The sequence below is a fragment of the Nocardia araoensis NBRC 100135 genome (assembly GCF_000308435.1).
Taxonomy (GTDB): Bacteria; Actinomycetota; Actinomycetes; order Mycobacteriales; family Mycobacteriaceae; genus Nocardia; species Nocardia araoensis.
This window is the reverse complement of the sequence record NZ_BAFR01000032.1, coordinates 17203-30954: the sequence shown is the minus strand read 5'-3', so window position 1 is coordinate 30954 and position 13752 is coordinate 17203. Positions and strand designations below refer to the sequence as shown.

4 protein-coding genes are annotated in these 13752 nt (G+C 70.6%); all 4 read right to left on the bottom strand.

What is annotated here, in order from left to right:
• A partial coding sequence (locus ON21_RS04100; protein ID WP_051020323.1) for a non-ribosomal peptide synthetase occupies window positions 1-2874 on the bottom strand: 2874 nt, incomplete at its 3' end.
• Between the two features lie 83 nt (window positions 2875-2957).
• Entirely contained in the window at window positions 2958-4040 is a 1083-nt protein-coding gene (locus ON21_RS04095) for an MAB_1171c family putative transporter (protein ID WP_039795497.1), read from the bottom strand.
• Window positions 4041-4123: 83 nt separating this feature from the next.
• A complete protein-coding gene (locus tag ON21_RS04090) occupies window positions 4124-9139 on the bottom strand; it encodes a non-ribosomal peptide synthetase (RefSeq protein WP_039795495.1) in 5016 nt (1671 codons plus the stop codon).
• Between the two features lie 55 nt (window positions 9140-9194).
• The gene (locus ON21_RS04085) at window positions 9195-13721 is read right to left on the bottom strand and encodes a non-ribosomal peptide synthetase (protein WP_039795493.1); all 4527 of its coding nucleotides are present in this window, start codon (window positions 13719-13721) and stop codon (window positions 9195-9197) included.
• Between the last annotated feature and the right edge of the window lie 31 nt (window positions 13722-13752).

The following is a 13752-nucleotide window of genomic DNA, read 5'->3' as shown; positions in this document are numbered from 1 at the left end:
GCGGATCTGGACCTGATGGTCGGCGCGGCCGAGGAATTCGATCGTGCCGTCGGGCCAGTACCTGGCCATATCACCGGTCCTGTACCAGCGGATGCCGTCGTGCTCGACGAAACGCTCCGCGGTCCGCTCCGGGTCGTTGCGATAGCCCGCGGCGACGCAGACACCGCCGACCCACAGCTCCCCGGGCACCCAGTCCGGGCAGTCCCGGCCCGCGGGAGAGACGACGCGGCATCGGACATTGCGCAACGGGACGCCGAACGGCACGGTCGCCCAGTGCGCGGGCGGCTCGCCCTTCACCTCGCAGATGGTGGTGTGGATGGAGGTCTCGGTCGCGCCGCCGAGCCCGGCGAATCGGCAACCCGGCACCTGGGCCGACAACCTGCGGGCCAGGTCCGCGCCGACCCAGTCCCCGCCGAGGATGACCGCGCGCAGCGAATCGCCCAGCTGATCGCCGCCGATCTCCAGGATCATGTCCAGCATGCTCGGCACGCAGTTGAGTATCGAAACCCGGTGCGTGCGAAGCAGTTCCACCCAAGCGGAGGGGTCGGCGCGCTGCTGCGGATCGACCACGACGACGGCGCCTCCCACCGACAACAGACCGAAGATGTCGTAGACGGAGAGGTCGAATTCCAGGGCGGACAGCCCCAGCGCGCGATCGTCGCTGCCCACGCCGAACCACTCGTTCAACGCGTCGATGGTGTTCATCGCGCCGCGGTGCGGGATCTCGACGCCCTTGGGCACGCCGGTCGATCCGGAGGTGAACAGCACGTAGGCGATGTCGCCGGTGTCCGGATAGACCGGGACCGCGAGGGGCTCCGGATACACGGCGGCGGCGTCGATGGACAGGCATGTGATCGGTGCGCCCAAATCCGCGCCTTCGACCGTCAGCGCCGCGTCGACACCGCCGGTGCGGAGAATCTCCGCCCTGCGTCCGGCCGGTTGATCGAATCCGATGGGCACATAGGTCGCTCCGGCGGCGAGCACGCCGAGCACGGCCGAGACCTGGTCGGGGCCCTTGGGCAACTGAACGGCGACCGCGTCGCCGGGTTCGACGCCTTCGGCGCGCAAGGCCCCCGCCACCGCCAGCGCGCGAGCGGCGAGTTGCCCGTAACTCCATGCGCCTCGCTCGTCGCCGAGTCCCCACACCACCGCGGGCGCGTCGGGATTCGCCGCGGCGTTCTCGAAGAAGCCCTGGTGCAGACACCGTCCGCTGACCGGACCGTCGGTGGCGTTGACCGCGGCGCGCACCTCGGCCTGGGCCAGCGGCAGCCGCACAGCGGCTTCCGCGTTCCACCCCGCCGAGCCCTCACCGAGCCGCCCGATCGCCGCGCAGTACCAGGCGAACATGGCGTCGATCATGCCGTCGGGGAAGGCCGACGCGCGCACGTCCCAGTTCAGCAGCAAGCCGCCGCGTACCTCGGTGACCTGCGCGTCGAGCAGCACTTGCGGCCCCTGCGAGATGATCCACACGGGCTCGCCGAAGGTCTCGGTGACCTTGTCGGCGAACAGCTCGCCCAGGTTCAGCGCGCTGGTGTAGACAACCGGGGCCAGCACGGGCTCACCGCGCTGCCTGCCCAGATCACGCAATACCTCGAGCCCGGAATAGGCCGAGTGCGCGCCGCTTTCGTGCATGGTGCGCTGGAGCGCGCGAGCGCGATCGGTGACCGACATGCTCTCGGTGACATCGACCTCGAGCATGATGGAGGAGGTGAAGTCGCCGATCACCCGATCGATGTCCGGGTGCACCGGATCCCGGTGGAACAGCGGCACGTTCAGCAGGAATCGGCTCTGGCCGGACCATCCGCCGATGGTCTCGGCGAACACCGCGGCCAGCGCCATCGCCGGCGTGATGCCGCGCTCGTGCGCGGCGGCCAGCAACCGCTGCTTCGCCTCGGGGGCGAGCCAGTGGTCGTAGCGCACGGTGCGATTCGGGTCGGTGCGCTCACTGATCGGAACAGTGGGCAGTTCCGGGGCGCCCGGCAGCTCCGGCAGCCGTTGCTGCCACCACTGCCGGGCACGCTCGCGAGCCGCGCCGTCCTCGCGGTGCTCGACGCGGTGGCGACGGTAGGTGTAGCCGGGGACCGGCACGGCCTTCCCTTGATACAGCTCGGCCAGATCGGCGATCAGAATCCGATAGCTCATGGCGTCGCCCGCGAGCATGTCCACGTCCAGGTGCAGCCTGCTGCGTTCCGCGTCGCGCAGGGTGAGCGTGACGTCGATGGCCTGACCGTCTTCGATGGCGAGGCGCTGGTGGGTCTTGCGGTCGCGCAGTTCGATCAGCGCGTCCTCGGCCGCCGCGGGCGAGCGATCGCGCAGATCGACGAGGCTGAACACCGGTTTGCCCGGGACCGCCACGGTCTGCTGGGTGCCGTCGGGCAGGAACCTGGTGCGCAGCATGGGATGGGTGGCGACCAGGTCGGCCACCGCGCGCTCCAGCCGCTCGGGATCGATGCGGCCGCCGTCGAATTCCACGTACAGGTGCGCCGCGACGCCACCGAGTTCTTGTTCGTCGGAACGGCCGATCCAGTACGCGTGCTGCATGGTGGCCAAGGGAAACGGCGCCGTCTCGTCGGCCTCGGCCGTCTGCTCGACGGACTCCGGGTCGGCCGTCGGCTCGGCGGCCGCGCCGAGCAAACCGTGCCAGGAGGCCACCGTGGGATCGGCGGCCAGCTGGGCGAAGTTGATGTCGGCGCCGCGTTTGCGCCAGCCGCCCGCGAGTTTCATGGTGCGGATCGAGTCGAGCCCCAACTGGATGAGGTCGTCATGATCGGCGATCTCCGCGGCCGCGAGACCCAGTTGCCCGGCCACCGCCGCCCGGATCTCCTCCCGGCCGATTTCCACCGTTTCCGCTGCCCGACGCTGTGTCGACTCCATCGCGCTGCCACTCCTTGCCTGCCGCCGGACCCGGCGGATCGAGACTGCCGCGGCAAAGCTTAGCCGACCCTAAATAGGTTTGCCTAACCTATCTCAGCGCAGGCTTTGGGCCATTCCCGCGCCAATTCCAGTAACTGCCGCAGGCCGTTGGCACGGTCGTGCGCACCGCCCATCACGGCGGCGAGCCGGCCCGTCTGCGCGACCGGACTCAGCCCAGCAGTCCGGGACCGGACCGCCCAGGCGATCTGACGGGCGTAGTCACCGACACCGGGACCGGAGGCAGTCTCCGGTCCCTGCTCCGCGGACGGCATGTACGGCTTCAGATGCAGCAGAGCGTCCTGAATCTCCACAGTCATCCGGTAGAGCCGGGACGCCGCGCCGTTGTCCCAGCCGTCGGCCTGGCTCAAGACGACTTCCGGGACGGCGGCGGTCAGGTCGCACCACAGGGGTCGCAGACGGCGGCAGCGCCGGCTGGCTCGGTCCAGTCCCGCTCGCGCCGAGATCGCCGTGAAAAGCGGTATGGCCGTGAGCGTCGCGATGGTCAATACACAGAGGAACGACGAAACGGCCAGTATGTTCCCTGGATGGCTCGGCGGGACACCCTGGACCGCGCGGGCCACCGTCAGCGCTGCCGCCACCGCCCAGTACACCGCGAGGAAGAGCAGCACCGAGTAGGTCAGTTTCTCCTTCGTCGTGCGCGCGGCGGTGCGCAGCTCTCGAAAGCTCGCCTGCGCGAGCAGATATCCGCTGGCCACCATGGGAAGCTCCGACAGCGTCCACACGACCTCGTCGAGACCGACGTGCAGCACGCTCCGGGTGAAGGGCGACAACAGCAGCGTCACCATCGAACTCATGGCGGCGACGCCGCTGTAGATCCGCTGTCTGCGCGGCATGGCGTCCGGGTCGGCGCCCGCGGCCAGTTGTGCGAGCAGCAGCACGACGGCGGTGGTCATCAGTCCACAGCACAGGAACAGCCGCTGCCCGAGTTCGGGCCACCCCGCCGCCGCGGCGGCCACGAAAAGCACCAGACCACACAGATTCCACGCCCACGCGCGGTTGATCATGCGATCGGTGATGGTGTCCGCGACCAGGAACCACCGCCCGGCCGTGATCGCCGCGATAGCCGCGATGACCGGGAAAATGATCCAAGCAGGCACCGAATCCATCGGACCAGACCCTAATCGCCGCAGCCCGCCACTCCAACCTCGGCGAACCGGTCGCGGTGCGCGACCGCGACCGGTCGCCCGGATCAGCGCTGCGCGGACCAGGATTCGCGCAGCATGGCCAACGCGTCACCGGACAGACCCGACGCCGACATCGGTTCGTAGCGATGTTGCTCCGGCGCCTGCTCCGCCGTGTCCGCGGCCCGAGCGGTGGCCGCGTCGACGGCCGCGGCCAACTCGTGTAGCGTGAAATACTCGAAGATCATTTGCGGGGTGAGCGCCAGACCCGCCTCACCGGCTCGCGCCGCCCACTGGATCGCGATGACGCTGTCTCCGCCGAGCGCGAAGAATCCATCGGTGCGGTCCACGTCGGTGATCTCCAGCAATTCCTCCAGCAGCGCCGCCAGGGCGCGCTCGGTCTCGGTCTGCGGCGGGCCCGCCTCGACCGCACCGGCCGCGACCTCGGTCGCCGCGTGGCGCACCACGGTGCGGGCGGTATCCCAGTCCGGCGGGGCGAGGTCGGATTCCCGCACCGCCGTATCGGGATTCGTGGCGAACGCGGTCAAGATCCGCACCAGTGTGTCGGCGAAGATCTCGCCGGAGGCCGGATCGTAGAGTTCGGAGTTGACCACGACCCGCGTCAGCAACTCGCCGCCGGGTTGCACCAGGAAGTCCAGGTGGAAGTCCATGAACGCGGCGTCGTACCGGGGCGTGAGCGGGGTCAGGGTGGTTTCGCCGGTGAAGCCTACGGTCGGCGCGGTGTGCCCGAATTGCATGATCACCTGGAACAGTGGGTTGCGGCCGAGCACTCGGGGCGGATTGAGCGTTTCCACGATCCGCTCGAACGGCACGTCCTGATGGGCGAGGGCGCGCAGCGCCGACTCGCGCACCCGCTCGAGCACCGTGCGCGGCGACGGGTTGCCCGACAGATCGTTGCGCAGCACCATCATGTCGGCGAACAGCCCGATCAGCCGGTCCACCGACCGTCCGGGCCGGTTGGCGACCGTCGCGCCGATCGGCACGTCGTCACCGCCGCCGAGGGTGTGCACCAGCACGGCGGCCGCCGCCTGGCACAGCATGAACTCGGTCGCGCCGGTGGTCTCGGCCAGCGCTCGCAGCGCCCGCCAGGTCTCGGCCGCGACGACGCGGGTCGCGCCGACACCGGCGTGGCCGAGCCGCGCGGGACGCGGGCGGTCGTGGCCCACCGCGATCTCCACCGGCAGTCCCGCCAAGGCCGTACGCCAGTAGTCCAGCTGCGTCCTGCCGTATTCGCTCAGGTCGTCGCGGCCGGGCGCGTGATCGAAGGTATTCCGTTGCCACACCGCGAAGTCGGCGAAATGCAGCGTCGGTTCCGGCCAGGAGGGGGCCGTGCCGCGCACTCGCGCCCGGTAGGCATCGGTGAGGTCTTCGAGGAAGACGCGGCACGATTCCCGGTCGGTGATCATGTGGTGCGCCAGCACCGACAGCACATGGGTCCGCTCGTCCAGCACGAACAGGCGTAAACGCAGCAGCGACTCTCCGGCCAGGTCGAAGACGTGGCCTGCCTCGGCCTCCAGCGCCTCTTCCAGACCTGCGCCCTCCAGTACGGTGCGGGGCAACTCGACCGGTCCTGCCGGGGCCACGCGCTGATACGGCGTGCCCTCGTGTTCGGGGAAGCTGGTGCGCAACGACTCGTGGCGGGCGATGACGTCGGCGAGCGCTTCGGTGAGCGACGGGATGTCCAGTTCGCCGTCGAAACGGACGGCGAACCGGAAGTTCTCCCATCCGAACGGCCCTTCCAGCTTGCGTCGCAGCCACAGCGCCCGCTGCGAGTACGACAGCGGGACACGTTCGGGGCGAGGCTGTTTGGTGAGCGTCGCGGCGTCGTCCCCGGACGGCGGGCCGGTGGGCGCGACCTCGTCGAGATTCTCGCCGAACCGATCGTGGTACCGGGCGACCAGATGCGCGGCCAACCCGGCGACCGTCGGGGTGTCGAACGGCGCGCGCACATCGATGTCGATCCCGAAGGCATCGCGGACCAGGGCGACCAGCCGGGCGGCGAGCAGCGAGTGGCCGCCGAGTTCGAAGAACGAGTCGTCGGCGCCGACGCGGTCGGTGTCGAACAGCTCGCCGTACAGCGCGGCGAGCCGGATCTCGGTGGGCGACTCGGGTTCCCGATAGACACGGGTCTGCGCCAGCACCGGTTCGGGCAGCGCGCGGCGATCGAGCTTGCCGTGGGCGCTCAACGGCACCTCGTCGATCACCGCGAACGCCGCGGGCACCATGTGTTCGGGCAGTGTCGCCGCGACCGTCGCGCGCACCTGCCGCAGATCGACCTCGCTGCCCGGCGCGGGCACCACGTAGGCGGCGAGGATCGGGCCGAGCCGCTCGTGGTCGGTGACGATGGCGACGCACTGCGCGACGCCGGGGTGATCGGTCACCGCCGCCTCCACCTCACCGAGTTCGATGCGGAACCCGCGCACCTTCACCTGTTCGTCGGCGCGGCCGATGAATTCGATCTCGCCGTCGGCGCTGCGCCGGGCGAGGTCGCCGGTCCGGTACAACCTGCCGCCGGGCAGGAATGGGTCGGCGACGAACCGCTCCGCGGTCAGGGCGGGCCGGTCCAGGTAGCCGCGGGCGAGCTGGCGGCCGCCGAGGTAGATCTCGCCGATCACGCCCGGCGGGACCAGCCGCAGGGAGTCGTCGAGCAGATAGACGTAGACGTTGCGGTTCGGGAATCCGATCGGCACGATCCTGGTGCCCTGCGGTCCGTCGACCGGCATGGACGTGGAGCAGACGACCGCTTCGGTGGGTCCGTAGTGGTTGCGCAGGTCGGCGTCGAACTGCGCGGCGAAACGGTCGGCGATCTCGCCGGGCAGCGCCTCGCCGCCGACCGGCACGTGCCGCAATGCCCGCCAGTCGTTGGCCTCCGGAAGCAGGAGGAAGGTCGCCAGCAGTGAGGGCACCATGTGCAGCACGGTGATCCCGTGCCGGGCGATCAGCTCGGCGACGTAGGGAATGTCGCGGTAGGCGTTCGGTTTCGGGACGACGATGCTCGCGCCCGCGATCAGCGGCAGGAAGATGTCGGCCAGCGACGCGTCGAAGCTCACCGAAGTGGCCTGCAACACCCGCTCCGGGATGCTCGCGTCCCAGTCGGCCGCGAAGTTCACCAGGTGATCGGCGATCGCGTCGTGCGGGACGGGCACGCCTTTGGGCTGTCCGGTGGAGCCCGAGGTGTAGATGACGTAGGCGATGTTCGACGGCCGCAGCGGCGACCTGCGGTCGGCGTCGGTCGGATCGGTGTCCGGCGAGCCGGCCGCCTCGACCATCGCCGCGGCGATCGCGTCGGCGTCCAACGACAACGCCGGACGCGCGTCCGACAGCAGATAGTCGATGCGGTCGGGCGGGTAGGCCGGATCGATCGGCAGGTACGCGCCGCCCGACTTGAGCACCGCCAGGCTGGCGATGATGAACTCGATGGAGTTCGCCATGCGCAGCGCGACGAGTTGTTCGGCGCCGACGCCGCGCCCGATCAGCCAGTGCGCCAGGCGATTCGCCCGCCGATTCAGCTCGCCGTAGGTCAGTTCGGCATCATCGGACACCACCGCGACACGGTCGGGCGTCGCCGTCGCCTGCCGCTGCACCAGCTCCACCAGGGTGGTCGCGGGCGCGTCGACGAGCGGACCGTGCGAGGCCGCGATGATCCCCGCGCGGTCGGCGGCGCCGAGCATATCGATCGCGCGGATCGGCTGCCGTGGGTCGCCCACCGCGCCGCCGAGCAGTTCCAGGTAGTGCCGCAGCAACTGCGCCACCACCGACCGGTCCAGCTCGTCGACGAGGTAGGTGGCCTCCACGCGCGCTCCCGCGTCGTCGAGCACGACCATCAAGCCCAGCGGCTCCTGGGCGACCGCGCTCCCCCACGGCAGTTCGGTGGAGCGGACGTCGGCGAGGTCGAAGCCGTTGGCCCCGCCGCGCACACTGAAGCTCAGTTGCACGAGCTGGGCCAGTCCGTCGCTGCCAGCGATCCGGTCCGAGGTCACCTCGCGGACGACCCGTTCGACGCCGACGCCTTGGTGGGCGAACGCGTCGCGGGCGGCGTCCCTCGTCGCGTCGACCAGCTCGGCGAAGGTGCGCGCCGGATCGATCCGCGCGCGCAACAGCAGCGTGTTGCCGAAATAGCCGATCAGCGCCTCGGCGGCGCTGCCACGGCGATCGGTCACCGGCACCGCGACGAGGAAGTCCGTCGCCGCCGTGTACCGCTGCACCAGCGCCTGGAAAGCCGCCAGCAGCACCATGAACGGGGTCGCCGAGCGCTCGCGCGCGACCTCGGTGACCCGGTCGAGCAGTTCCTGCGGCAAGGGCAGCACGCACTTGTCCGCGTTGCGCGTGGCCGCGCCCCCGGCGAGTGTTCCCGGCAGTTCGAGTCGCTCCGGGAGCGGAGTCAACCGGTCGCGCCAGTACGCCAGATCGGCGTCGTCTTCGGCGGGCCGCTCGGTGAGGGCCACATCGGCGTACTGCGCCCGGATCTGTGCCCGCGCGTCACCGCGGTAGGCGGCGTTGAGCTCGGCGAAGAAGACCGACCAGGAATCGTCGTCCCAGCCGATGTGGTGAATGGTCAGCACGAGCACGTGTTCGGCGGGGCCCGTGCGCGCCAGCGTCACCCGCAGCGGCGACTCGGACGTCAGATCGAACGGACGCGCGAACTCCCGCCTCGCCAGCACCTCGAGCCGCCTGCCCCGGCCTTCCTCGGGGAGGTCGGTGAGATCGTGCTGCTGCCACGCCACCCCCAGCTCGGCGTGCGCCACCTGATACGGCTCACCGTCCGCGCCCACATGGTAAGTGGTGCGCAGGATCTCGTGCCGCGCGACGACGGTGTCGAAAGCGGCGCGCAGCCGGGCGCTGTCCAGTGGACCGTCGAGACGGTAGCCGACGCAGACGTTGAGCGTGGTGTCCTCCGGCGCGACCGTCTGCACGAACCACATCCGCTGCTGCGCGGACGAGAGCGGGGCCGGGTCCCCCGCACGCCTGCTGCGCTCGGGTCGTGCGGGCGCGGGCGCGAGTTGCTGTTCGCGCAGTCGCTGCTGGAGCAGCCGCTTGCGCCGCTCGAGGATCTCGTCTGACATGGTCGGGTCCTTCAGGCTGGGAGTTCGAATGGACGGAGTGGTTCGCGGAGCGCGGTCAGCCTGCGCCGACGGTCACCGCGGAGATCGCGCGCCCGAGCGCCGCGACCGCGTCGTGCCACAGCTGCGCGAGCCGGTCGGCATCCGCGGCGGTGAAGACCGCCTCGCTCCAGCGGAGCATGGTGACCAGCTGCGGCCCCTCGGCGGTGGTCCGCACCGCCGAGACGACATCGAGCGCGTAGCGCAGCGGGAAGTCCGGCTCCGCCACGAGCGGAAGGCACTCGTGCAACGCCAGATCCGGGATCGGCGCCCACGGCCTTCCCGCTCCGGCCAGGTCGAACCGGCCCAGGTAGTCGAAGAGCACCTGCGGTTGCGGCGCGTCCGCCAACTCGGGCGTTCGCGTGAGGTAGCGCAGCACGCCGAAGTCCACTCCGCCGTTGGGTTGTTCGGCCAGGTATGTCGTGACGTGGTCGAGCAGTGCGGCGGCGCGAGCCGGATCGGCCAGCGCGGTGGCGACATCCACGTTCGCGGCGCCCGCACCGAGCCGGGCGGGCACGATGCTGGTGAACCAGCCCACCGTGTGCGCGCTGTCGACGTCGGCGCCGAGGACGGCGTCCTCCCTGCCGTGACCTTCCAAGGCGAGATACGCGCCGGTCGTGGGGTCCTGACCGCGTTCGGTGCGCCAGCTCGCCAGCGCCATCGTCAGAGCGGCGAGCAGGAATTCGCGAACTCCCGCCGCGCCGCCGCCCAGCCTTTCCAAGATCGCCGCACTCGTCGCGGCCGGGGTGGGCACGGGGTGCACGCGGTAGGAAGCCCAGGTGTCGGAGGTGGGGTCGGGCAGCCGCGCGCCGAGCACCGGGTCCGGTGCGGCGACCTGGCGCGTCCAGTAGTCGCGCTGAGCCGAGACCGCCGCGGTGTCCGCGCGTTCGCGCAGCAGCCGAGCCCACTCCCGGTAGCCGGTGTGCTCCACCGCCGGGGTGGGTGTGCCTCCCGCGGCGACCTCGGCCCAATACGCGTCGAGGTCGGCGGAGATGATGTACCAGGAGACCGGGTCGACGGCCAGGTGATGGATGGTCAGCAGCAGCACGTCCGGGGCGCCGGATCTGACGAACCACACCGCGCGCACCAGATCTCCGGTGCACGGATCGATCTCGTCGGTCACCGCTCGGCCGTGCTCCGCCAGCGTCGCGTGGAAATCGCCTCCTTCGTCGACGCGGGAAAGGATGTCGTGCGCGCGGACGCTGCCCGCGGGCCGCGTATGCAGCTCGTATCCCTCCGAAGTGGTGACGAAACGGGCTCGCAGCATGTCGTGTCCGTCGAGCAACGCCTGCAACACCGCCGTCAGCCCGTCCTGATCGATGCCGTCGGGCAGCGCGAGCAGATTGCTGAGGGTGAGCCTGCGGTAGCCCCCGTACTCGTGCATCCACGAGACGATCGGAGTCGGGCCGACCGGCCCGTGGCCCTCGGAGCTCGACGCGCGTTCCCGCCCGGATTCCGCGTCGATCCGCGCGGCGAGTTCGCGGATCGTGGCGGCGCTCAGGACGACCTTCGGACTGATCGAGAGGCCGTCGCGCCGTAGCCGATTCACCAGCGAGATAGCCACGATGCTGTCCATGCCCAGGCCGACCAGGTCGTCATCGATGCCAGGAACCGGACCGCCGGACAGTTCGGCGACGGCGGCGCACAGGCGGTGCTCGGTGCCGGTGCGCGCGGACGCCGCCGTACCGGCGGCGCGGTCCTCGGCGAGCGCCGCGAGCCGTTTCCCGTCGAGTTTTCCGTTGCCGGTCACGGGCAACTGGTCGAGGACCATGATCCGGTTCGGCACCATGTAACCGGGCAGCCGCTCGGTCAGCGCCGCGCGCAACTCCACCGCGTCGAGACCGTCGCCCACCGCGAACGCCGCAAGGGCCGGACCGCCGGCGCGGCGCACCACGACCACCGCGGCGGCTCGCACGCCGGGCAGGGCGAGCAGAGCCGTCTCGATGTCGCCGATCTCGATCCGGTAGCCGCGAATCTTCACCTGGTCATCGACCCGGCCGACGTAGGCGAGATCGCCCGACGGCAGGCGGCGCACCAGATCGCCGGTGCGATACATCCTTTCGCCCGCTCGGTGCGGGTCGGCGACGAATCGGCCCGCGGTGATCCCCGGCATGCCGACATAACCGCGCGCGACCTGAGCGCCTGCGAGGTACAGCTCGCCCACGACGCCGATCGGCGCCTGCCGCAGCCGGGAATCCAGGACGTAGCCGGTCATCCCGGTGACCGGCGCCCCGATGGCCGGTTCGGCATCGCCGTCGGTCACCGCGGCGACCACCGCCTCCACCGTCGTCTCGGTGGGGCCGTAGCAGTTGTGCACGGCGGTGGCGGGCAAGGCGCACAACCGCTTCCACAGCGGCACACCGATGGCCTCGCCGCCGAGCGCGAGCACGGACAGCGGCGTGGCGCCCGCGTCGAGCAGTCCGGCCGCCGCGAGCTGGGTGAACATCGACGGGGTCGTGTCGATCATGTCCAGTCCGTGCCGGACGATGCCGTCGACCAGGCGCCGTGCGTCGCGCATGTCCTCGGCGTCGAACAGGTGAACGGCATGCCCGTCGAGCAGACCGATCAGCGGCTGCCAGGAAGCGTCGAAGCTCAGCGACCAGGCGTGGGCGATCCGCAGCGGCCGCCCGAGCCGCGCCACGGCGGGCCGGTACACCCGGTCGCGGTGGTCGGCGAAGTACGCGGCCAGCGCGGCGTGCGTGCCGACGACGCCTTTCGGTTCGCCGGTGGAGCCGGAGGTGAAGATCAGGTAAGCGGCCTGGTCCGGGTGCCAGGGCGCGGGCGCGGCCATCGGGATACCGCCCGAGATCTCGTCCAGCGGCAGTATTTCCGGGCAATCGGCGATTTCGTCGAGTGCGGGCACACCGGCGCCGTCGACCAGGATCGAGCGCGGACGGGACCGGCGCACGATGGATTCGATGCGGGCGGCGGGCAGCGTGACATCGACGGGTACATAGGCCGCACCGGTGGCGAGCACGGCGAGAATCGCCACGATCGACCGCGCCGAACGCGGCAACGCCAAAGCGACGACTGCTTCCGGGCCTGCGCCGTGGGCGACGAGCCCGGCGGCCGATCGGCGTGCGGCATCGAAGAGTTCACGGTAGGTGTACCGGTCGTGTTCGGTGCTGAGCGCGAGCGCGTCCGGCGTGGCAGCGACTTGGCGGGCGAACAGCTCCCACACGGTGACACCGCGCACGTCGGCGGCGACTTCGGCCGGTGGCAGCGCGCTCTCGCCCGGCAGCAGGACCTCCAGCGCGTCGGGACCGCGCTCGCCGATCGTCGGCAGTTGCCGCAGCACCGAGAGCAGCCGCGCCCCGATGTCGGGGCCGGACAGGCTGCGCAGCGCCGCCCGCACCGACTCGACCGTCACCACCAACTGTCCCTCGTACAGGAAGGAGGTCACCGCGAGCGGATAGTGCGTCAAGCTCTCCGACGTCATCGGTCGCACCCGGACGCCGTCGGCCATGTCGATGGGCCGCAGGATGTCGGACATCGGCGCGTTCTCGAACACGAACAGGGTGTCGAACAACGTGCCGGAGCCCGCCGCCCGCTGGATCGCCGACAGGCTGACGTAGGCGAGATCACGCATCGGAGCCGACTCGCGTTGCATTCGCCTGCAGTCCCGCACCACGTCCTCGGCGCCGACCTCCATCCGGACGGGAACGGTGTTGATGAACAACCCGATCATGGTCTCGACGCCGGACAGCTCGTCCGGCCTGCCCGAGACGGTGGTGCCGAAGACCACGTCGCGCCGGTCGGTCAGCCTGGCGAGGACGACGGCCCAGGCGTACTGCACGACGGTATTCATCGTCAGGCCGTTCGACCGCGCCCACGCCGTCAACCGGTCGGTGTCGGTCGCGTCCAGGGTCAGCGTGTCGATGCTGGGCACGATCGTGTTGACCGCCGAATCACCACGGTCGGCGAGGATCAGCGGATTGATGTCACCGAGGTATTCGCGCCAGGAGCGCAGCGCGGCATCGCTGTCGCGGGCGGACAACCAGCCGATGTAATCCCGGTAGGGCCGGGGGGCGGGCAGCGCCTCGAGCGTGCCGCCCACCTGGTACAGGGCGAACAGTTCGCGGAAGAACACGCCGAGCGACCAGCCGTCCAGCAGGATGTGGTGGGCGGTGAGGACCAGACGCCGCGTACCGTCCGGCAACTCCAGCAGCAGCACCCGCAGCAACGGGCCGCGGGCCAGGTCGAACGGCGCCCGTGTCTCGGCCGCGATGACGGCGTCGAGGTCGGCGGGGTCGACCGCGCGCTCGGCCCAGGGCAATTCGGCCGCGGCGGGCACGATCTGCACCGGATGTGGAAGATCGCGGTCCCAGAACGACGCGCGCAGGTTCGGGTGCCGCCGCAGCATGGCTTCGACGCTGTGACGCAGCCGTGCCACGTCGAGGGGACCGGCGATCTCGTAGACGAACTGCAACGCGTACAGATCGCCCGCACCGGCCAGCCTGGCCAGCGAGAACAGCCCCTCCTGCAAGGGACTCAGCGCCAATACGTCCTCGATCTCCGGCATGGGCGCCTGCGTGTTCTCCGGCATCGAGCGGCCTCCTGAGCCTGTGTTCTCGGAC